The sequence below is a fragment of the Ancylobacter pratisalsi genome, from assembly GCF_010669125.1.
Lineage (GTDB): Bacteria > Pseudomonadota > Alphaproteobacteria > Rhizobiales > Xanthobacteraceae > Ancylobacter > Ancylobacter pratisalsi.
The window spans coordinates 1,260,300-1,281,202 of the sequence record NZ_CP048630.1 but is presented as its reverse complement, the minus strand read 5'-3'; the positions used below and the strand labels follow the sequence as shown (position 1 = coordinate 1,281,202).

General features: G+C 68.0%; 16 protein-coding genes. 8 read left to right on the top strand and 8 right to left on the bottom strand.

Features of this window, described 5'->3' with window-relative positions:
- Positions 1-111 precede the first annotated feature (111 nt).
- Complete coding sequence (locus G3A50_RS06220) at positions 112-867, top strand: hypothetical protein (RefSeq protein WP_163074449.1); 756 nt, start codon at positions 112-114, stop codon at positions 865-867.
- A gap of 87 nt (positions 868-954) precedes the next feature.
- On the opposite strand, the gene G3A50_RS06215 is transcribed toward G3A50_RS06220, so the two are convergent.
- The 6 genes from G3A50_RS06215 to G3A50_RS06190 form a co-directional block, all read right to left on the bottom strand.
- Entirely contained in the window at positions 955-2,010 is a 1,056-nt protein-coding gene (locus tag G3A50_RS06215) for a GlxA family transcriptional regulator (RefSeq protein WP_163074448.1), read from the bottom strand.
- Between the two features lie 85 nt (positions 2,011-2,095).
- Complete coding sequence (locus G3A50_RS06210; RefSeq protein ID WP_163074447.1) at positions 2,096-3,460, bottom strand: L-serine ammonia-lyase; 1,365 nt, start codon at positions 3,458-3,460, stop codon at positions 2,096-2,098.
- 78 nt (positions 3,461-3,538) lie between these two features.
- Complete coding sequence (locus G3A50_RS06205) at positions 3,539-4,102, bottom strand: sarcosine oxidase subunit gamma (RefSeq protein ID WP_163074446.1); 564 nt, start codon at positions 4,100-4,102, stop codon at positions 3,539-3,541.
- Positions 4,095-7,130, bottom strand: coding sequence for a sarcosine oxidase subunit alpha (locus G3A50_RS06200; protein ID WP_163074445.1), 3,036 nt, complete (start codon positions 7,128-7,130; stop codon positions 4,095-4,097). Before G3A50_RS06200 ends, G3A50_RS06205 begins: the two co-directional genes overlap by 8 nt.
- Before the next feature lies 1 nt (position 7,131).
- Complete coding sequence (locus G3A50_RS06195; RefSeq protein ID WP_163074444.1) at positions 7,132-7,434, bottom strand: sarcosine oxidase subunit delta; 303 nt, start codon at positions 7,432-7,434, stop codon at positions 7,132-7,134.
- Positions 7,435-7,444: 10 nt separating this feature from the next.
- A complete protein-coding gene (locus G3A50_RS06190) occupies positions 7,445-8,695 on the bottom strand; it encodes a sarcosine oxidase subunit beta family protein (protein ID WP_163074443.1) in 1,251 nt (416 codons plus the stop codon).
- Positions 8,696-8,969: 274 nt separating this feature from the next.
- Here G3A50_RS06190 and G3A50_RS06185 point away from each other — a divergent pair, with 274 nt between their 5' ends.
- Positions 8,970-9,797: a tellurite resistance TerB family protein gene (locus G3A50_RS06185; RefSeq protein WP_163074442.1), complete on the top strand. Its 828-nt coding sequence runs from the start codon at positions 8,970-8,972 to the stop codon at positions 9,795-9,797.
- Positions 9,798-9,980: 183 nt separating this feature from the next.
- Positions 9,981-10,613: an outer membrane protein gene (locus G3A50_RS06180; protein WP_163074441.1), complete on the top strand. Its 633-nt coding sequence runs from the start codon at positions 9,981-9,983 to the stop codon at positions 10,611-10,613.
- Between the two features lie 96 nt (positions 10,614-10,709).
- On the opposite strand, the gene G3A50_RS06175 is transcribed toward G3A50_RS06180, so the two are convergent.
- Together G3A50_RS06175 and G3A50_RS06170 are read right to left on the bottom strand one after the other, a co-directional pair.
- Positions 10,710-11,816, bottom strand: a complete 1,107-nt coding sequence (locus G3A50_RS06175) for a class I SAM-dependent methyltransferase (protein ID WP_163074440.1) — start codon at positions 11,814-11,816, stop codon at positions 10,710-10,712.
- 129 nt (positions 11,817-11,945) lie between these two features.
- Positions 11,946-12,149 carry a hypothetical protein gene (locus G3A50_RS06170; protein WP_163074439.1) on the bottom strand — a complete coding sequence of 68 codons (204 nt, stop codon included), beginning with the start codon at positions 12,147-12,149 and terminating at the stop codon, positions 11,946-11,948.
- Positions 12,150-12,431: 282 nt separating this feature from the next.
- Here G3A50_RS06170 and G3A50_RS06165 point away from each other — a divergent pair, with 282 nt between their 5' ends.
- The 5 genes from G3A50_RS06165 (at position 12,432) to serA (ending at position 20,778) form a co-directional block, all read left to right on the top strand.
- Complete coding sequence (locus G3A50_RS06165) at positions 12,432-14,492, top strand: M10 family metallopeptidase (RefSeq protein WP_163074438.1); 2,061 nt, start codon at positions 12,432-12,434, stop codon at positions 14,490-14,492.
- 120 nt (positions 14,493-14,612) lie between these two features.
- On the top strand, positions 14,613-16,334 hold the full coding sequence (locus G3A50_RS06160) for a type I secretion system permease/ATPase (RefSeq protein WP_163074437.1): 1,722 nt from the start codon (positions 14,613-14,615) through the stop codon (positions 16,332-16,334).
- Positions 16,331-17,656 carry an HlyD family type I secretion periplasmic adaptor subunit gene (locus tag G3A50_RS06155; protein WP_163074436.1) on the top strand — a complete coding sequence of 442 codons (1,326 nt, stop codon included), beginning with the start codon at positions 16,331-16,333 and terminating at the stop codon, positions 17,654-17,656. Before G3A50_RS06160 ends, G3A50_RS06155 begins: the two co-directional genes overlap by 4 nt.
- A gap of 142 nt (positions 17,657-17,798) precedes the next feature.
- Positions 17,799-18,974 carry a phosphoserine transaminase gene (locus G3A50_RS06150; RefSeq protein WP_163074435.1) on the top strand — a complete coding sequence of 392 codons (1,176 nt, stop codon included), beginning with the start codon at positions 17,799-17,801 and terminating at the stop codon, positions 18,972-18,974.
- A 217-nt stretch (positions 18,975-19,191) separates the two neighbouring features.
- On the top strand, positions 19,192-20,778 hold the full coding sequence (gene serA / locus G3A50_RS06145; protein WP_163074434.1) for a phosphoglycerate dehydrogenase: 1,587 nt from the start codon (positions 19,192-19,194) through the stop codon (positions 20,776-20,778).
- Positions 20,779-20,903: the final 125 nt, after the last annotated feature.

The window sequence follows — 20,903 nt, the reverse complement described above, 5'->3', positions numbered from 1 at the left end:
GCAGTTCTGGCCTGAATCGCGACCCGGGTCGACCTCGATCGCGATCAAGGTCGCCGTGCACCGTCGGGTCCGGGAAGGGTGGGGCATCGCAACCATCCACGGACCCCTGCCATGTACCGCCTGTTTTCGTTCTCGCGACGACTCCCCTCGTGCGCCCCCCAGGTGGGTCTCGCGCTCGCCGTGCTGCTGGGCGGGGCGCTGCTTGCCGCCGCGCCTGCGCGTGCCGCCGACACCGACGAACTCCACCTCGACGCGGTGGAGAGGGTGGAGATCACGGGCGACGCCGGTTCGCTGACGTTGAATACCAGCACCGCCGGGCCGACGCAGGCGCATGTGAGCGCACGGCGCTCCGGCTGGTTCTCGCGCTGGTATTCGAGCTGGTTCTTCAATGACTGCCGCAGCAAGAGCCGGCTGTGGGTGGAGGGCACCGTGCTGCATGTCAGCGTGTCCACGCCGCCGCTGCTCGAAGCCTCTGACTGCACGGTGGATGTCACCGCGACGCTGAGGCCGGGGGTGAATGTCACCATCGCGCTGCAGGCGGTCGAGGCGCAGCTCGACGGCCGCTTCGGGGCGATCGACATCGATACGAGGGCCGGCAATGTGAATCTGCGCGGCGGGATGGAGCAGGCGAGCCTGCGCGCCACGGCGCTGAGGGCGCAGCTTGACCTGAGCCAGAGCGCGCCGCCGCGCGCGGTCAACTTTGCCGTTGGCTCTCTCGACGCCCGGCTCGATTTCCGTCCCGGCGCCAGGGTGGGCTACCGGGTCGAGGCGAAGGCGGCGCTGGTGGACAGCGAGCGGCCGAACGATCCGGCCGGGGACACGCAGCTTGTCGTCGAGGGTGACTATGTGCGCCTCGTGCTGCGCTGAGCCATCGCGCGGCGGGGTTCCAACCCCGCCGCGCGTGGGTTCACATCGCCATGGCGGGCTTCGCCCTCGGCCACGCGGCATCCGAACCTATTCGAACAGGCGCTGCCCGGCGAGATTGCGCGCCAGCGGGCCGGGCGCGCGGGCCCGCGCGTCGGAGGGCGTGAAGCCGTGCTGCGCCTTGAACTGGCGCGAGAAATGGGCGCAGTCCGAGAAGCCGGATTCCAGCGCGATATCGGTTACCGAGCGGCCGGTGGTGTCGAGCAGGAAGCGGGCATAGCGCAGGCGCAGGCGCCGGTAGAATTCCGCCGGGCGCTGGCCCATCACGGTCTGGAACAGCCGCTCCAGCTGGCGCGTGGAAAGCTGGAGCCGCCGCGCGATATCGGCAATGGGCAGCGGGTCGGCCAGATGCTGCTCCATCAGCAGCAGCGACCGGCGCACCCTGTCGTCGGCGACGAGGTCCGCGATCGGGGGATGGGGCTGGGATTCCGAGCCGGTGCGCTGGCGGTCGAGCAGCAGGACGTGACGGCTCTTCTGCGCGATGGCGCGGCCGAGGAACTTCTCCACCAGCGCTGTGGCGAGATCGGCAGCCCCTCCGCCGCCGGCGCAGGTGATGCGGTCGCCGTCGATCACATAGAGCCGGTCCGCGACCGGGGTGTGATGGGGGAATTCCTCCAGGAAGTCCTGATAGTGATACCAGGAGACGCAGCAGCGCCGGCCGGTCATCAGCCCGGCGCGGGCGAGAACGAAGCTGCCCGTGCACACGCCCACCAGCGGCACGCCGGCCTTCGCCGCGCGCTTGAGATAGGCGACGCTCTCCTCGTCAAGCTGATGGCCGGTGTGAAGCAGCCCGCCAACGACGACGATGTAGTTCAGCCCGGCGGGGTCGAGCAGGGGCCCGGAAGGCGATACCGACACGCCGCAACTGGCGCGAATGGCATCCGTTCGCGGCGACATGACCTGCCAGCGCGCCAGGATGGGGCGCGAGCGGTCGCCGTCATCGGCGGCGAGGCGGAGCTGGTCGACGATGAGGGAGAAGGCCGAGAGGGTGAAGTTGTCGGTCAGGATGAAGCCGACATTCAACGCCGGCAGGGGGGCGGCCGGGGTGGGATTCTGTCCTGGAAGGCCAGGGCGCAACTGGTTCATGGCGTCGTCTTCCTGGTTTCAGCATAACCTAATCCGCCGATTCCGGTAGCAAGGACGGTGCCGTTCGTCCAAAGGTCGTAGAGCTTCAGCATTCGGGCAGGTTCACCGCGAGCCCGCCGAGCGAGGTTTCCTTGTATTTGGATGCCATGTCGCGGCCGGTCTCGCGCATGGTGGCGATCACCTTGTCCAGCGAGACGATGTGGGTGCCGTCGCCGTGCAGCGCCAGCGAGGCGGCATTGACCGCGCTGATCGCGCCGAAGGCATTGCGCTCGATGCAGGGCACCTGCACCAGCCCACCAATGGGATCGCAGGTCATGCCCAGATGGTGCTCCATGCCGATCTCGGCGGCATTCTCGACCTGGGCGTTGCTGGCGCCAAGGGCGGCGGCTAGCCCGCCCGCCGCCATGGAACAGGCGACCCCGACCTCCCCCTGGCACCCGACCTCGGCGCCGGAGATCGAGGCGTTCATCTTGAACAGCGCGCCGATGGCGGTGGCGGTGAGCAGGAACAGGTGCTGCCCCTCGCGCGAGGCGCCCGGGCAATGGTCGCGATAATAGCGCAGCGTTGCGGGAACCACGCCCGCCGCGCCATTGGTCGGGGCGGTGACCACGCGCCCGCCGGCCGCGTTCTCCTCGTTCACCGCGATGGCATAGAGGCTGACCCAGTCCATCACCTCATGCGGGGTGGGGGCGTTGCGCGCGAGCAGCCGGTCGCGGATCGCGCGGGCGCGGCGGCGCACCTTCAGCCCGCCGGGAAGCTCGCCGGAGGAGGCGAGCCCGCGATCGATGCAGGCCATCATCGCCTCGCTGATGCGGTCGAGATGGGCCTCGACCTCGGCGTGCGGCCGCCGCGCGCGCTCATTGGCGGCGACCAGCCCGGCGATGCTGAGCCCGGCCGCCCGCGACATGTCGAGCAGCTGCGCGGCGTTGCGGAACGGATGGGGCAGGGCGATGTCGTCGCGGCCGGTGGCCTGACCGACCTCCTCCTCACTCACCACGAAGCCGCCGCCGATGGAACACCAGCGCTCCTCGGCGATCAGCGCGCCGTTGCGCGCGAAGGCGCGCAAGGCCAGCGTGTTGGGGTGGCGCGGGGTGGCCGCGACGCCGTCGAACAGGATGTCGCGCGCGGGATCGAAGCTCACCGTGTGCCGGCCGGCGAGGTCGAGGCGCTGCTCGCCCGCCACCCGCCTCGCCAACGCGTCCGCATGGTCGGGATCAACGCTGTCGGGACGCTCGCCGGCAAGGCCGAGCATCACCGCCTTGTCGGTGCCATGGCCTTTGCCGGTCCAGGCCAGCGAGCCGAACAGCGCGACTTCCACCCGCGCGACCTGGGCCAGCGCGCCGCTTCGCGCCAGCTCTCCGGCAAAGCGCGCCGCCGCCACCATCGGCCCTACCGTATGGGACGAAGACGGGCCGATGCCGATCTTGAACAGCTCGAACACGCTGATCACACAGGTGCCCCGGGTTCGTGTGGCCTTGATGGGACGACGGGCGTCGTGACGCAGTGATACGGGACCTGCCGGCCGCGGTCACGCGAACTCGCGCCGCGCTTCCTCCAGAAGCTCCCACACATAGGGCGCGAACGAATTCCAGATGTCGATGCGGAACACCTCCGGCCCCAGCCGACCCAGCGTGATCTCCGCCTTATGGAACACCGTGCGCGTGCACATGCCGATCGGGAACGCCTCCAGCGACAGGTCCAGCGGGCAGCCCTGGTTGAGGATGAAGGCGGCCTTCGGGCCGGCGATCTCGATCGCGCAGCTGCGCGCGGACACGTCCACCAGCGAATGTGGCAGGCCGGCCGTGGCCGCCTCGATCGCTTCCGTGATCGAGGCCGGGTCGGTGTTCGGCGCGATGAGGAACCACTCATCCGGGCCCAGCCAGAGCACGAAGCGGCCATTGCCGCCGACCCAGCGGCAGGCCTCGCGCGGGAAGGCGACACCGAAGGCGTCGCCCGCCGGGCCGATCGCGCTCTCGCGCCCGCGGAAGACGAGGCGGGCGCCCGAACTCAGCGCGAACAGACGCGCGGCTTCGATGTCGGGCGTGTGTGCCGCCAGCGTGTCGAGCGACTGGCGAGGAATGATCTCAGCCATTGAGGCGCTCTCCCTTGGGGTCGTAGAAGGCGGGTTCGACGATCTCCACCTCGATCGTTCGTTCCGGCATCGGCACGTAGAGCGTTTCACCGATGCGCGCGCGCCCGCCCTTGACGAGGCCGAGCGCGATGGAACGGCCGAGCGTGGCGCTGGCATAGGACGAGGTGACGTGCCCGAGCATCGGCACTGGCACCGGTGTGCCGGGCGCGGCCACGATCTGCGCGCCTTCCTCCAGCACCACGCTCGGGTCCTTGGTGAGCAAGCCGACGAGCTGCTTTCGGTCCGGCTGGGAGAAGGCGGCGCGGCTTAGGGAGCGCTTGCCGACGAAGTCCTTCTTCGCCTTGCCCACCGCCCAGCCGAGATTGACGTCGTCCGGCGTCGCCGTGCCGTCGGTCTCCTGGCCGACGATGATGTAGCCCTTCTCGGCGCGCAGGACGTGCATGGTCTCGGTGCCGTAGGGCGTGATGCCGAAGCGCTCGCCGGCGGCAAAGATGGCTTCCCACACTCCGCGACCATAGGTGGAAGGCACGTTGACCTCGAAACCCAGCTCGCCGGTGAAGGACACGCTGAACAGGCGCGTGGGCACGCCGCAGATCCGCCCCTCGCGCACGCTCATATGCTGGAAGGCCTCCTTGGACAGGTCGATGCCCTCGACCAGCGGTTCGAGCACCGCGCGGGCATAGGGGCCCTGAACCGCGATCACCGCCCACTGTTCGGTGGTGGAGGTCAGCCACACATCGAGCTCCGGCCATTCGGTCTGGAGGTAGTCTTCCATGTGGGCGAGCACGCGCGGCGCGCCGCCGGTGGTGGTGGTGACGTGGAAGCGGTCCGGCGCCAGGCGCCCGACCACGCCGTCATCCATCACGAAACCGTCCTCGCGCAGCATCACGCCATAGCGCAGCCGGCCCGGCTCCAGCTTGGTCCAGGCGTTGGTGTAGATCCGGTTCATGAACTCGGCGGCGTCGGGACCGACGATCTCGATCTTGCCCAGCGTCGAGGCATCGAACAGGCCGACCGACGAGCGCACCGCCCGGCATTCGCGCGCCACGGCGGCGTGCATGTCCTCACCCGCCCGGGGGAAGTAGTGCGCGCGCTTCCACAGGCTGACATCCTCGAAGGCGGCGCCGTGCTCGGCGGCCCAGTCGTGGATCGGGGTCTTGCGCACGGGATCGAACAGGTCGCCGCGCGCGGCCCCGGCAAAGAGGCCGAAGGTGGTCGGCGTGAAGGGCGGGCGGAAGGTGGTGAGCCCGATCTTCGGCACGGCCTCGCCGATCGCTTCCGACACGATGCCGAGCGCGTTCATGTTCGAGGTCTTGCCCTGATCGGTCGCCATGCCCGTCGTGGTGTAGCGCTTCACATGCTCGATGGAGCGGAAGCCCTCCCGCGTCGCCAGCTTGATGTCCTTGGCCGTGACGTCGTTCTGCCAGTCGACGAAGGCCTTTACGAAGGCCGGGTTGCGGGCATGGGGCGTGGCGCCGATGAACCCCTCGCTCGACGCGGCGTCCGCGGTCGCCGGGAAGGCGCGTGTGCTCGGCGCGGTGGAAACGCCGGGACGGCGGCCCGGTGCGGCACTCGCGCGTGCCTCCGAGGCGGCGGCCTCGCCGGCGGCATAGCCGTCTTCCAGCACGGCCTGAAGGCCGTAGACCCCTCGGCACGCTCCCGCCGAGCGCTCGCGCTCGACCGAGGCGCCGGGCAGGTAGGCGCCGGCCGCCGCGTCCCAGGCGAGCTTGCCCCGCGACTGGGAGAACAGGTGCACGCTTGGGGTGAAGCCGCCCGACATCAGAACCGCGTCGCAGGCCAGCGTCTCCGACGGGCCGACCCCGCCATCCTTGAGCTTGGCAAGACGGGCGGCGGCAACGCGCAGGCGGCCGGACGTTCCGGTCACCACCGTGCCGGGGCGCACATCGATGCCGGCGGCGAGCGCGCGGGCCGGAAGCTCGCCTGTCACCTCGGCGCGCAGGTCGGCGACCGCCGCGATGTGAACGCCGCCAGCCTGAAGATCGAGCGCGGTGCGGTAGCCGGCATCGCAGGCGGTGAAGATGACGGCCTTTTCGCCGACCCGCACGCCGTAGCGATTGAGATAGGTGCGGGCCGAATCCGCCAGCATGACGCCGGGGCGGTCATTTTCCGGGAACACCAGCGGGCGCTCCAGCGCGCCAGCGGCAATGACGACCTCGCGGGCCCGCACCTGCCACAGCCGCTCGCGCGGCTGGTTCGGCCCGGGCGCGGCGAGATGCTCGGTGACGCGCTCGGCCAGCGCGATCAGATTGTGCGGGAAATAGCCGAAGGCGGTGGTGCGCGGCAGCAGGGTGACGTTGTCCCGCCTGGCGAGCGCGCCAAGCGTCTCGGCCAGCCATTCGCTCGCCGGCCGGCCTTCGATGGTGGCGCCGGTGTCCGCCAGCAGCGAGCCGCCGAGTTCGGCCTGCTCGTCGCACATGATGACGCGGGCGCCGCTCTCCGCCGCCGCCAGCGCCGCCGCAAGGCCCGCCGGACCGGCGCCGACGACCAGCACGTCGCAATGCGCGTAGTTCTGGGTGTAGCGGTCGGGATCGGGAAGGGTGGGGGCGACGCCGAGACCCGCCATGGCGCGGATCTTCGGCTCGTAGAAGCGCTTCCAGGCCCCGGCTGGCCACATGAAGGTCTTGTAGTAGAAGCCCGCCGGCAGGAAGGGGGAGAACAGGTCGTTCATCGCCCCGGCGTCGAAGGACAGCGAGGGCCAGCGGTTCTGGCTCTCGGCCTTGAGGCCCTGATAGATCTCGACCTGCGTGGCGCGCAGGTTCGGTGCGGCGCGGGCGGCGTCGCGCGCGACATTGACGAGCGCGTTCGGCTCGTCCGAACCGGCGGAGAGAATGCCGCGCGGACGATGATACTTGAACGAGCGCGCGACCAGATGAACGCCGTTGGCGAGGAGCGCCGAGGCGAGCGTATCGCCGCGAAAGCCCTCATACCTCTTGCCATCGAAGCGGAAGGAGACCGTCGCGCCACGGTCGACGCGCCCGCCGGAGGGCGTGCGGAAACGGTGGGTCATCTCAACGCTCTCCCGCGGTGGTGGTCGCGTCGTGGCCGGGGCGCGGCTCGCCGGTCTTGTAGGTGGTGACGAAGAAGTCGCTCACCGTGTCGCGCAGCGCGTTGAAGTAGCGCCCGCAGCCATGGATGTGGCGCCAGCGCTCGGCATGAAGGCCCTTGGGATTGGTGCGATTGTAGAGGAAATCCGCCCATTCCTGATCGGACAGCGCGCTCGGGTCGGCCGGGCGGGCGACATGGGCCTCGCCGCCATAGCGGAATTCGGCCTCTGGCCGCGCGCCGCAGAAGGGACATGTGATGATGAGCATGTGCGCCTCTTCAGTGCGCGACGGCGGCGGCCGCCGCCTCGTCGATCAGGAAGCCGTCGCGGAAGCGTTCCAGCGTGAACGCCGCGTTGATCGGGTGCGGCTGGTCCTTCGCGATGGTGTGGGCGAACACGTTGCCCGAGCCCGGCGTGGCCTTGAAGCCGCCCGTACCCCAGCCGCAGTTCACGTAAAGCCCCGGCACCGGGGTTTTGGCGATAATCGGCGAGCGGTCGGGGGTGACGTCGACGATGCCGCCCCAGTTGCGCAGCATGCGCAGGCGCCGGAACTGGGGCACCAGCTCGCAGATCGCGTCGAGCGTGTGGGTGGTGATGTGCAGGCCGCCGCGCTGGGAGTAGCTGGTATAGGCGTCGGTGCCCGCGCCGATCACCATCTCGCCCTTGTCGGACTGCGAAATGTAGGCGTGGATGGTGTTGGACATGACGACGGTCGGAAAGGCCGGCTTGACCGGCTCCGACACCAGCGCCTGAAGCGGATAGCTTTCCAGCGGCATGCGAACCCCTGCCATCGCCATCACCACGCTGGTGTGGCCGGCGGCGGAAACGCCGATCTTCTTTGCCCGGATGAAGCCGTGCGAGGTGTCCACCCCCTCGACCGCCCCCGAGGCGTCGCGGCGGATCGCGGTGACTTCGCAGTTCTGAATAATGTCGACGCCGCGGGCATCGGCCGCGCGGGCGAAGCCCCAGGCCACCGCGTCATGGCGCGCGGTGCCACCGCGCCGCTGCAGCGCGCCGCCCAGGATCGGGTAGCGCATCGAGGAGATGTTGAGCGGGGGACAGAACGCCTTGCACTCCTCGGCGGTCAGCCATTCGTTGTCGACGCCGTTCAGGCGGTTCGAATGCACGTGGCGCGTGAAGCTCTGAACGTCGTGGTGATTATGCGCGAGCATCAGGACGCCGCGCGCCGAGTACATCACGTTGTAGTTGAGGTCGGCGGAGAGGCCTTCCCACAGCTTCACCGCATGCTCGTAGAGGCCGGCGCTTTCGTCGAACAGGTAGTTCGAGCGCACGATGGTGGTGTTGCGTCCGGTATTGCCGCCGCCCAGCCAGCCGCGCTCGATGACCGCGACATTGGTGATGCCATGCTCCTTGGCGAGGTAATAGGCGGTTGCCAGCCCATGGCCACCGGCGCCGACGATGATTACGTCGTATTCCGCCTTGGGTTCGGGCGTGCGCCATTGCGGCTGCCATCCCTTATGGCCGCCCAGCGCGCGGCGAAACAGCTCGAAGCCGGAGAATTTCTGCACGATGAGCCTCCGACGAAAACGTCGCGTGACCATGACGCGGCATGCTCGCGCAACGGGCCGACGGGAGCGAGCACCGTTTCGGCGCCGGTGTTGAACAAATGCGACATCCGTTGTCCGCTAGCGACGTTGGCGGTTCGGGCTGAGGGAAGCGTCGCGCCTTTGACGCGGTGTGCGGGCATCACCTGATGCTGAACGGCCGCTCCCGGTGTTTCCTTGGGGCTGCCACGATCGGCGCCTAGCTGATTTCCCATAGGTTAAGACAGGAGCACCGGACATGCTGAACAGCGGTAATTTCGACGCCAAGCGGCTCCTCGACCAGTTTCTGGCGCCCCAGCAGGAAGCTCCCGGCCAGCCGCCCGCGACGCAGGACGATCCGCTCGGGAGCCTGCTCGGCGGGCTGTCCGGCGCGATCTCGGGGTCGGCGGGCGCCGAGCCTTCCGGCAGCGGGGACATGATGGCGCGTGCCAGGGACTATCTCGCCGGCAATGGCGGCGCGCTCGCCGGCGGGGCGGCGGCCGGGGCGCTGATGTCGCTGGTGCTCGGCAGCAAGACAGGGCGCAGGCTCGGCTCAAGCGCGGTGAAGCTGGGCGGGCTCGCCCTTGTCGGCACGCTCGCCTACAAGGCCTACCAGACCTATCAGCAGGATCAGGCCCCGCAACAGGCGGCCGAGCCGTTGCCCCCCGCCGGGGCCGCGCTGCCCCCGCCGGAATCCCCGTTCCATCCCGCGCAGGCCGACGCCACCGACCTTCCGCTCGTGCTGCTGCGTACGATGATCGCGGCGTCGCTGGCCGACGGGCATATCGACGACGTCGAGCGCGCCGCGATTTCCGCCAAGCTCGGCGAACGCGGATCCACGCTCGACGAGGCGGAGCGCTTCCTCACCGCCGAACTCGCCAGCCCGGCCAGCGTGGAGGCAATCGCGGGCGCGGTATCGAAGCCCGAGGAGGCCGCCGAGGTCTATATCTGCGCGCTGCTCGCGATCGATGCGGACACCAGCGCCGAGCGGGCCTTTCTCGCCCGCCTCGCCATGGCCCTGCGCCTCGACCCCCAGCTGACGCCGCATCTGGAGGCGGCCGCGCGGGCGGCCAAACATGGTGGCTAAATCAGGCGGTAGCAGACCGTTAAGGTTAAGCGCTCCTTAAAGAATCGCTGCCAGACTGCATGCCAGAGGCCGGAAACGGCCCTGGTGTGGTTTATGTCTGCGGCAGGTTCTGTGATGCGTTGCGCGAGGCTTTGTTTCCCGATCGGTGCGGTCCTTCTGGCCGTGGGCGGCAGCTCCCTCGTGATGCCCGCGCCCGCCCGCGCCGCCGATCTGGGCGCTTCCGGTCTTGGTGCGGCCGATGATCTGCTGGCCAAGGCGCCGACTGTGGAAGACAGCAGCGGCTGGTATCTGCGCGGCGATGTCGGCTACGTGTTCAACGAGACGCCGGACTGGTCGGCGCTGAATTTCAACTCGACCGATCCGGCCCTCGGCGACGCCTGGCTTCTGGGTGTTGGCGCAGGCTTCCGCGTGACCGACTGGCTCCGTGTCGACGCGACCGCCGATTACCGGACAGAAGCCGACTACACCACGGCGGGCCTTTCGGCCGACTACAGCGTCGCCACCTTCATGGCCAACGCCTATATCGACCTTGGGACCTGGAACGGCTTCACGCCCTATGTCGGCGCAGGGATCGGCGCGGGATTCGCCTCTTTCGACGATATCGACTTCGGCGGCTCGCGCCTTGGCAGCACCGATGGCTGGGGCCTGGCGTGGGGCCTGATGGCGGGTGTCGCGGTCTCTCTCGGGCCGAACTGGATGCTCGATGTTGGCTATCGCTATCTCGCGCTCGATGGCGTCGACCTCGGCGGCGCGATGCCGGACTTCGACCAGAGCGCACACGAAATCCGCATCGGCGCCCGCTATCTCATCGACTGATCGGCGCGCTCGGCACGGGTCAATTGCCCCGCCCGGTCGGCCGTGGGACGGCGGCGACCGAAGGCGCCGAGCGCCCTCCGGCCTTCCCGGGTAACGTCAGTCGCGCATCAGCTCGGCAGTCGCATGGGTAACCAGCGTGTCCGCCAGCATGACGAGATCCTCGATCTCTCTTTTCAGCCCGTTCCACGGATCTTCCGCCGCGGCCGGTATGTCCGCTGAGGGCTCCGCGGCTGTCCGCTGCAGGAGGTCATCGGCGTGCGCGCCGCCTGACATAAGCAGCCTGGCATTCGCCGCGCGGATGGCGCCAAAGGCGTACTGCGCGATCTCCTGCCGAAGGGCGAGCTGTTCGTAGGCCGCCGCCAGTTCCGCCTTCTGGCGGGCAATGGTCGCGGCCTGCTCCTCGGCCTGCTGTCGTGCCTGCTCGCTCAGAGCATTCGCCCAGGTCTGCAAGGTTTCCATCGGGCCGGCTCCGCCTTCCGACGCATCCACGAGCACCGAGCGGGGCAGCGTGGTCTGGGGCGTGGGCGAGCAGACGGCGACGATATAGACGGGCTTGCCCTCTGGTGTAGGCGTCAGGGTGAGGCCGTTCGCGTCGAGCCACCACATTTCATGGGTACCCGTGGATTCGGCGCCTGCCGTCGGCTCAAGAGGTACCATCAGCGAGGCGACGGTGGTCTTCTGGCCGAAGAGCTGGACGGTGGGAAACAGCGGCTCCAGTGCCTGCCGGAACTCGTCGGTCGACAGCTCGGCGAGGTGAAACTCGTTCCGGTTGCCAAGGGCGTCGGTGTAGACGTCGCGGTCGGGGGTCGAGATGATCAGCAGACCGTCGGGCTTCAGCACGCGCCGCAGTTCGCGCAGGGCCGTGGTCGGATTGGGGACATGCTCGATGGTCTCGAAGGACACCACCACGTCGAAGCTCGCATCGGGGAAAGGCAGGGCGTCGATATCACCCAGCTGGAAGCGCGGGCCATTCTCGCCGCCATAGCGCGCCTCGGCATGCGCAACGGCTTCGGGGTCGACGTCCACGCCGATGACGCTACGCGCGGTTCGTGCCAGGAAGGCGGTGCCATACCCTTCGCCGGAAGCAACGTCGAGCACGGCGCGATTGGCCACGAATTGCGAGGCGAAGCCGTAGCGGTGCTGATGTTCGGAGGCGATGGGTCCCGTCACGCCGGGGATGAAGCGTTCACCGTTGAATTCCACAGTCGCTCCTTCGCGAATGTTGCGGCAGATTCGAGGGGGGGCTCGTCGCAGCCCACAGCCCTGGCAAGTGAGGGCGAATCTCCGGATTCTAGGCCTTGCCCCGCAGGGGCGCACAGGAAAATGACAACGCTAGTTCGCCGAATCGGTTCCATCCGGAATGCCATCGGCCTTCATACGTTGCACCAGATCGCGCGCCTTCTGGGCGAGGGGATGGCCGGGATGGCGGGCGATGAAGAGATCCAGCGCCGCCGGCGTGCCTGCCTTTACGGCAAGGTCATATTGTTCCCGCACGGCGCGCTCGGGGTCCGGTCCGGGTGCTGCGGGCGGCGGCATGTCGGCGCTCACAATGATCGCCCTGCCGCCGCGTTCAACGTTCGCTCCACGTCCGTCGTACCCTTCGGTCCCCGGTGACGATCCGCCGATCACGGCACAGCATATCGCCGCTACGCTCCCGATCATTACCTAAATACCTGAAAGCGCCGACCACAATTCCCAACACACCAGCCGCATGGTAAATGCTGACCTAGGGTACGAGAACGACGACGATCCTCTTCTGGTAGCGTGGCTTAATTTGGACCACGCCCGGGCGTTTTGAGCAGACGGCAAGGGGCGGTCATGGAACGTTTTTCCTACGGAGCCTGGTTTGGCGACGTGAAGCTGTCGGGTTTCAGCGTGCCAGCTTCCGCTCTTGCCGGCGGTGGGGTCGCAGGCGACGCGCCTTCCCGCGGGGCGAGCGTCGACCAGGGAGCGACCGGCGACCCCTATATTGACGGCCTGCTGCACGGAACCAAATGGGACGGCTCGGTCACCTTCAGTTTTCCGGATGATCCTTCCGACTATCCCGCGCGCTACGGTCTGGAGCCTCTCATCGGCTTCGGCTCGGTGAGCACGCAGCAGATGGAGGCGACGCGGGCCATCCTGATCGGCGAGACCGCGCTCGGGACGACCAACGTCCAGACCTACAATTCGCTGGCCTCCTTCACCACGATCGACATTTCCGAGGTCGGTGGCCTCGGCAACGGCGAGGGCTCGGGGGAGGGCGATATCCGCCTCGCGGAATCGACCCGTGCCAATCCGACCGCCTATGCCTATCTGCCCAACACCGCCGCGTCGGGCTCGGGCGGCGACGTCTGGTTCGGCACCACCTATGCGGGCACCGTCAACGACTACCGGGACCCGGTGCTGGGCACCTATGCCTATGTGACCCACATTCACGAGATCGGCCACGCCCTCGGCCTGAAGCACAGTCAGGAAACGGGCGGCGTTTCCGATGTCGCGGTGCCGGCGGACCGGGATTCGATCGAGTTCACGGTGATGAGCTACCGCTCCTATCCCGGTGCGGACACCAATGGCTACACGTTCGAGCAATATGGCGCGCCGCAGACCTACATGATGCTGGATATTCTGGCGCTGCAGACGATGTACGGCGCCAATTACAGCTACAACGACACCGACACGACCTACATGTGGAACCCGGAGACGGGGCAGATGTCGGTCAACGATGTCGGCCAGGGCATTCCGGGCGGCAACCGCGTCTTCCTGACCATCTGGGACGGCGGCGGAAACGACACCTACGACATGTCGAACTACACCGATGATGTCTTTATCGACCTCAGACCCGGGCAGTGGAGCGTGACGTCGAGCGTCCAGCTGGCCTATCTCGGCGATGGCCACTACGCCAACGGCACCGTCTACAATTCCTACCTCTTCGAGGACAATCCGGCGTCGCTGATCGAGAATGCCGTCGGCGGGGTGGGCAATGATGCGCTGATCGGCAACCAGGCCGACAATATCCTGACCGGCGGGTTGGGCGATGACGCGTACTGGATCGACAGCCTTGCCGATCAGGTGATCGAGAATGCGGGCGGGGGCACGGACACGATCATCTCCATCGTCAGCTACGATGTGATGCTCGCCAGCAATGTCGAGAATCTGAGGCTCGAGGACAGCTATGGCGACGTCGCCATCGTCGCCTACGGCAATGATGGCGCGAACATGATCTCCGGCAATGAGGGCAACAACGTCCTCAAGGGCTTTGGCGGGAGTGACACCCTGTATGGCGGCAGTGGCGACGATGTGCTGGACGGTGGCACCGGCGCGGATTCGATGGTCGGCGGCATCGGCAATGACAGCTATCTGATCGACAATGTGGGCGACGCCGTCCACGAGGATCTGAATGCGGGCACCGACCGGGTCCTCAGCCTGATCGACCACACGCTCGAAGCCAATGTGGAGAACCTCTTCCTCCTGGGCAGCGCGACGACCGGCAGCGGCAACGAGCTTGGCAACACCATCGTCGGCAACGGGCAGGACAACACCCTGCGCGGGTTCGCGGGGTCGGACTTCCTCTACGGGCTGGCCGGGAATGACGTGATCCACGGCGACAGCGGCGGCGACCTGATGGTGGGCGGCGCGGGCCTGGACGTCTATTTCGGCGGCGCCGGGTCCGACTACGCCTATATCGCCGCCGGTGACAGCTTCGATTACTTCGCCGATTTCAACGCCTCCCAGGACCACATCATCTTCAGCACCGCGGTCTTCGCGGACATTGATGCGGTCGCCGAGGTGGGGTTGCAGGTCGGCAACGATGTGGTGATTTCCAATGGCGCGGAAGGTATCGTTCTCGCGAACACGCAGATCGATACGCTCACGACGGATAATTTCCTCTTTGCCTGAGCGGGCGGGAGGATGGTTCTCGGCCGGCAGCGGGGTTCGGGCTGACCGAAGATCCGGGCCTGCGGGTGCGAACAGGAAGCGTGCGATGCGTTCAGTCCGGGGCGCGGCCCCTCTTGCCGCATGAAATCCGAACTTGCCGCCGCTCTCAAGGCCTGCCGCACCGCGTTTCTGGGTGTCGGGCTGATCACCTTCGTCATCAACATTCTCTATCTCACCGGCTCGCTCTTCATGCTCGAAGTGTACGACCGGGTGATTCCAAGCCGCAGCGTGGCGACGCTGGTCGGGCTGTGCGTGCTGGCGCTCATGCTCTACGCCTTCCAGGGCGTGCTGGACGTCATTCGCGGGCGGGTGCTGGGGCGCATCGGGGTCGCGCTCGACGAGCAGCTCAGCGGGCGCATCTATGGCGCCATCGTCCGCCTCCCGCTGCGCGCCCGCGCCGCGGGCGACGGGCTGCAGCCGGCCCGCGATCTCGACCACGTGCGGGGCTTCCTGTCCGGGCTCGGCCCGACGGCGCTGTTCGATCTGCCGTGGATCCCGTTCTATCTGGCCCTGTGCTTCCTGTTCCATCCTCTGATCGGCGCGACCGCGCTCATCGGCGGCCTCGCGCTGGCGGCGGTGGCCTTCATCACCGACCGGCTCACCGGCGCGCTGGTGATGGACACCGTTGCCGGCCTTGCCGGACGCAATGCGCTGACCGAGGCCGGCCGGCGCAACGCTGAGGTGCTGCAGGCGATGGCCATGGGCGGGCGGCTCCAGGCGATGTGGGGCGAGGCGAACCGGCGCTATGTGCGCAGCCAGCAGCGCGCCAATGACGTGATCGGCGGTTTCGGCGCCGCCTCAAAGGTGTTTCGCGTCGCCCTGCAATCGGCGGTGCTGGCGGTTGGCGCCTATCTCGTCATCAACCAGCAGGCGACGGCCGGCATCATCATCGCCAGCTCCATCCTCACCGCGCGCGCGCTGGCCCCGGTGGAACTGGCGATCGCGCACTGGAAGGGCTTCGTGCAGGCCCGGCAGGGCTGGCGGCGCCTGCGAGAATTGCTGGCGCGGCTGCCTGAGCCTTCGGCCGGCATGGCGCTGCCAAAGCCGCATCAGTCGCTGGTGGTGGAGGCGCTTTCGCTGATGCCGCCGGGCGAACGGCGGGTGGTGGTGCAGGAGGTGAGCTTCGCGCTCAAGGCCGGGCAGGGGCTCGGCATCGTCGGGGCAAGCGGGTCGGGCAAGACCTCGCTGGTGCGCGCCATCGTCGGCGCCTGGGCACCCGCGCGCGGGCTGGTCCGGCTCGATGGCGCGGCGCTGGAACAGTGGCCGCATGAGGATCGCGGCGGCCATGTCGGCTACTTGCCGCAGGACGTCGAGCTGTTCCAGGGCACGGTGGCCCAGAACATCGCCCGCTTCCACGAGAAGCCGGCCCCGGCGGACATCATCGCGGCGGCGCAGGCGGCGGGGGTCCATGACCTGATCCTGCGTTTTCCCGAGGGCTACGAGACCCAGATCGGCGAGGGCGGCGCCTCGCTTTCCGCCGGCCAGCGCCAGCGCGTGGCGCTGGCCAGGGCACTCTATGGCGACCCCTTCCTGGTGGTGCTGGACGAGCCAAGCTCGAATCTCGACGGGGAGGGTGAGCAGGCGTTGAACAGGGCGATCCTTGGCGTGCGGGCGCGCGGCGGCATCGCCATTGTCGTGGCGCACCGCGCGGCGACGCTGGCCGGGGTCGATGTCGTGCTGGTGATGCAGGAGGGACGGCTGCGCTCCTTCGGGCCCAAGGACGAGGTACTCGGCGCCGCGCTGGCCCGCCCGCCCGGGCCGCCCGCCGTGACGCTTGCCGCCGTCGGGGAGCGCCCGGCATGAGCGCGCGCGACCCTTCCGGGCGCCTCGACCGCGAGGCCCAGCGCTCCATCCGCCGTCATCTTGTCTGGGCACTGGCGCTGATTGCGTTGCTGATGCTGGGCGTCGGCGGCTGGGCCTCGACCACCCGCTTCGCCGGCGCCGTCATCGCGCCCGGTCAGCTCGTGGTCTATTCCAGCGTGAAGAAAGTCCAGCATCCCACGGGTGGCATCATCGGCGAACTCCGGGTGAAGGACGGCGATTTCGTGAAGGCGGGCGACGTGGTGGTCCGGCTCGACGAAACCGTGCCACGCGCCAACCTGGCCATCATCCGCGGTAATCTCGACGAACTGCTCGCCCGCCAGGCGCGCAACGAGGCCGAGCGGGACGATGCGGCGCGGATCGTCTTTCCGGCCGAACTCACCGAGCGCGCCGACGACGAGATCGTGGCCCGGCTGATACGCGGGGAGCAGCGCCTGTTCGACACCCGCCGTGCCACCCGCGAGGGCCAGAGGGCGCAATTGCGCGAGCGTATCGGCCAGCTTCACGAGGAGGTGCAGGGGCTCGAATTCCAGATCGATGCCAAGGCCCGGGAGATTGGCTTCGTCAATCAGGAACTCGAAAGCGTACGTTCGCTGTGGCGGGAGAAGCTGGTGTCGATCCAGCGCGTGACCGCGCTCGAGCGCGACGCGACCCGGCTCGACGGCGAGCGCGGCGAATTGATCGCGGCACTGGCGCAGGCCAAGGGGCGGATCACCGAAACCGAGCTGCAGATCCTCCAGATCGACCAGGACATGCGCAACGAGGTGGGGCGCGACCTCGCCGACATACGCGGCCGGGTCTCGGAACTGCGCGAGCGCCGGGTCGCGGCGGTGGACCAGCTCCAGCGCATCGATCTTCGGGCGCCCCAGGACGGCTATGTGCACCAGCTCGCGGTGCACACGATCGGCGGGGTGATCGGGACCGGCGAGCCGGTGATGCTCATCGTGCCGGTGGCCGACCGGCTGGAGGCGGAGGTGCGCGTGGCCCCGCAATATGTCGACCAGCTCTCCCTCGGACAGGACGCGGTGCTGCGGCTCTCCGCCCTCAATGCGGGCAACACGCCCCAACTCAACGGAAACATCTCGCGCATCTCGCCCGATACCTCCGAGGACACCAAGACCGGCGAGCCCTATTACACGGTACGAATCACCCTTCAGCCGGGCGAGGTGGAGCAACTCGGCGAGGTGAAGCTGGTGCCGGGCATGCTGGTGGAGGCCTTCATCCGCACCGAGGACCGCACGGTGCTGAGTTATCTCACCAAGCCGCTCACCGACCAGATCTTCCGCACCTTCCGCGAGAAATAGCGGTCCGGCGGCGCTCCCCCTGCGCCATTGGTCGAATCCGCGACCGTGAAAATCGCGCTTGCGCTTTTTCGCGGCCGGGACTACACCCCCGCTCGGGCCACCCCTCCCCACCGAGGGGCACCCATCTGGAAGGATGGCTATCATGACGAAGAACGCTCTGCCGGCGGCGAAGCCGGCGAATCCCAATTTTTCTTCTGGTCCCTGTGCCAAGCGTCCCGGTTGGGCGCTTGAGGCTTTGAGCGATGCGCCGCTCGGCCGTTCGCACCGTGCAAAGGTCGGCAAGGCGAAGCTGAAGCTCGCCATCGACCTCACCCGCGAAATCCTCGACATCCCGGCGGATTACCGCATCGGCATTGTCCCCGCCTCCGACACCGGTGCGGTGGAGATGGCCCTGTGGTCGATGCTCGGCGCCCGCCCGGTCGACATGATGGCGTGGGAGAGCTTCGGCGAAGGCTGGGTGACGGATGTCGTCAAGCAGCTCAAGCTCAAGGATGCCCGCATCCTGAAGGCCGGCTACGGCGAGCTGCCGGACCTGACTCAGGTGAATTTCGACCATGACGTGGTCTTCACCTGGAACGGCACCACTTCCGGCGTGCGCGTGCCGAATGGCGACTGGATCGCCGCCGACCGCAAGGGCCTGACGATCTGCGACGCCACCTCGGCGGCGTTCGCGCAGAAGCTTGACTGGGCCAAGCTCGATGTCGTGACCTTCTCCTGGCAGAAGGTGCTCGGCGGCGAGGCGGCGCACGGCATGCTCATTCTCTCGCCGCGCGCGGTGGAGCGGCTGGAAACCTATGTGCCGGCCTGGCCGCTGCCGAAGATCTTCCGCATGACCAAGGGCGGCAAGCTGATCGAGGGCATCTTCGAGGGTGAGACCATCAACACTCCGTCCATGCTCTGCGTCGAGGACTATATCGATGCGCTGAGCTGGGCGAAGTCACTCGGCGGCCTCAATGGCCTCACCGGCCGCGCCGATGCCAACTTCAAGGTGCTGGCCGACTGGGTTGCCGCCACGCCGTGGGTGGACTTCCTCGCTGCGGATCCCGCCACCCGCTCCAATACTTCGGTCTGCCTCGTTGTGGCCGACCCCGAGGTCAAGGCACTGCCGGCCGACGCGCAGGCGGCTTTCGCCAAGGCGATTGCCGGGGCGCTGGAGAAGGCGAAGGTGGCCTACGACATCGGCGCCTATCGCGACGCTCCGGCCGGACTTCGGATCTGGGCCGGCTCGACGGTCGAGGCCTCTGATCTGGCGGCCCTGCTGCCCTGGCTCGACTGGGCCTATGCCGACGCCAAGGCCGGCCTGAAGCAGGCCGCCTAGAACCCCCTTCGCACGCCCCGCCGCTGACGCGAGGGGACGGCGAATGGGCAATGCTCCGGATCGGTGGCGTAGGGCTTTCTCCTCCCGGCCGCGTCGCGCCGCCGACACCCGCGCATCTGCTCGACGAACGCTTCGTCGTCCTCTCCCGCCAGCGGCGGGACGCTTTGCTCACCCGCCGGCGGCGGGTCGACATCAACCGTCTGACTGGACGAAAATCATGGCTCCCCGCGTTCTCATTTCCGATGCCCTTTCCCCCGCCGCTGTGCAGATCTTCAAGGATCGCGGCATCGAGGTGGATTTCCAGCCGGCTCTCGGCAAGGACAAGGACAAGCTCGCCGAGATCATCGGCGACTATGACGGCCTCGCCATTCGCTCCGCGACCAAGGTGACGCCCAAGATCCTCGCGCAGGCCAAGCGCCTGAAGGTGGTCGGCCGCGCCGGCATCGGCGTCGACAATGTCGATATCCCGGCCGCCACCGCCAAGGGCGTGATCGTGATGAACACGCCGTTCGGCAACTCCATCACCACCGCCGAGCACGCCATCGCGATGATGTTCGCGCTGGCCCGCGAGATCCCCGCCGCCGATGCCTCCACCCAGGCCGGCAAGTGGGAGAAGAACCGCTTCATGGGCGTCGAGTTGACCGCCAAGACGCTCGGCATCATCGGCTGCGGCAACATCGGCTCCATCGTCGCCGATCGCGCGCTGGGTCTGAAGATGAAGGTGATCGCCTTCGATCCGTTCCTCTCGCCCGAGCGCGCGCTGGATCTCGGCGTCGAGAAGGTCGAGCTCGACGACCTGCTCGCCCGCGCCGATGTCATCACGCTCCACACGCCGCTGACCGACAAGACCCGCAACGTGCTCTCGGCCGAGGCCCTCGCCAAGACCAAGAAGGGCGTGCGTATCATCAACTGCGCGCGCGGCGGGCTGGTGGACGAGGTCGCGCTGGCGGCGGCACTCGATTCCGGCCAGGTCGGGGGCGCGGCCTTCGACGTGTTCGTGACCGAGCCGGCCAATGAAAACCCGCTCTTCGGCCATCCCAACGTGATCTGCACCCCGCATCTGGGCGCCTCCACCACGGAAGCCCAGGAGAACGTGGCGCTGCAGGTTGCCGAGCAGATGAGCGATTACCTGCTGCGCGGCGCCATCTCCAATGCGGTGAACTTCCCCTCGATCACCGCGGAGGAAGCGCCGAAGCTGAAGCCCTTCATCGAGCTGGCCGAAAAGCTGGGCTCGTTTGCCGGGCAGCTGACCGACACCGACATCAAGACCGTGCGCATCACCTATGACGGCGCGGTGGCGGGCCTCAAGATCAAGGCGCTTACCTCGGCCGCGGTGGCGGGCCTGCTGCGCCCGGCGCTGCAGGATGTCAACGTGGTCTCGGCACCGAGCATCGCCAAGGAACGCGGCATCGTCATTGAAGAGACGACCCGTGACGTTGCCGGCGATTATGAGAGTCTGGTGACGCTGACGGTGGTGACCGAGCAGATGGAGCGCTCGCTTTCGGGCACGGTGTTCGCCGACGGGCGCCCGCGCATCGTCGACATCAAGGGGATCAAGGTCGACGCCGAGTTCGCGCCCTCGATGATCTACGTCACCAATGAGGACCGCCCGGGTTTCGTCGGCCGTTTCGCCGGACTGCTGGGCGAGGCGGGCATCAACATCGCGACGTTCGCCCTCGGCCGCGACCGGCAGGGCGGCGACGCCATCGCGCTCGTGGAGATCGACGGCGCGGCGCCCGAGGAACTTCTCGCGAAGGTGCAGGCCCTGCCGCATGTGAAGCAGGCCAAGCCGCTCGCCTTCTGAGCCGCGATCCGGCGCGTTTTCCAAACAGCGAGGCCCCGCGCGCCGGGGTCTCATTCTCTTCCTGACGGTCCACTGCCCGGTTGCGCCTGCGTAACCGGGCTTTTCTTTGTGGTTCGTGGCGGCGC

Excerpts from the sequence above, each read along its gene's own strand:
- serA (WP_163074434.1), top strand. The coding sequence starts at position 19,192 with ATGGCTCCCCGCGTTCTCATTTCCGATGCCCTTTCCCCCGCCGCTGTG.
- G3A50_RS06205 (WP_163074446.1), bottom strand. The coding sequence starts at position 4,102 with ATGGCTGAGATCATTCCTCGCCAGTCGCTCGACACGCTGGCGGCACAC.
- G3A50_RS06195 (WP_163074444.1), bottom strand. The coding sequence starts at position 7,434 with ATGCTCATCATCACATGTCCCTTCTGCGGCGCGCGGCCAGAGGCCGAA.
- G3A50_RS06185 (WP_163074442.1), top strand. The coding sequence starts at position 8,970 with ATGCTGAACAGCGGTAATTTCGACGCCAAGCGGCTCCTCGACCAGTTT.
- G3A50_RS06220 (WP_163074449.1), top strand. The coding sequence starts at position 112 with ATGTACCGCCTGTTTTCGTTCTCGCGACGACTCCCCTCGTGCGCCCCC.
- G3A50_RS06180 (WP_163074441.1), top strand. The coding sequence starts at position 9,981 with ATGCCCGCGCCCGCCCGCGCCGCCGATCTGGGCGCTTCCGGTCTTGGT.
- G3A50_RS06155 (WP_163074436.1), top strand. The coding sequence starts at position 16,331 with ATGAGCGCGCGCGACCCTTCCGGGCGCCTCGACCGCGAGGCCCAGCGC.
- G3A50_RS06165 (WP_163074438.1), top strand. The coding sequence starts at position 12,432 with ATGGAACGTTTTTCCTACGGAGCCTGGTTTGGCGACGTGAAGCTGTCG.
- G3A50_RS06150 (WP_163074435.1), top strand. The coding sequence starts at position 17,799 with ATGACGAAGAACGCTCTGCCGGCGGCGAAGCCGGCGAATCCCAATTTT.
- G3A50_RS06200 (WP_163074445.1), bottom strand. The coding sequence starts at position 7,130 with ATGACCCACCGTTTCCGCACGCCCTCCGGCGGGCGCGTCGACCGTGGC.
- G3A50_RS06160 (WP_163074437.1), top strand. The coding sequence starts at position 14,613 with ATGAAATCCGAACTTGCCGCCGCTCTCAAGGCCTGCCGCACCGCGTTT.
- G3A50_RS06170 (WP_163074439.1), bottom strand. The coding sequence starts at position 12,149 with ATGCCGCCGCCCGCAGCACCCGGACCGGACCCCGAGCGCGCCGTGCGG.
- G3A50_RS06215 (WP_163074448.1), bottom strand. The coding sequence starts at position 2,010 with ATGAACCAGTTGCGCCCTGGCCTTCCAGGACAGAATCCCACCCCGGCC.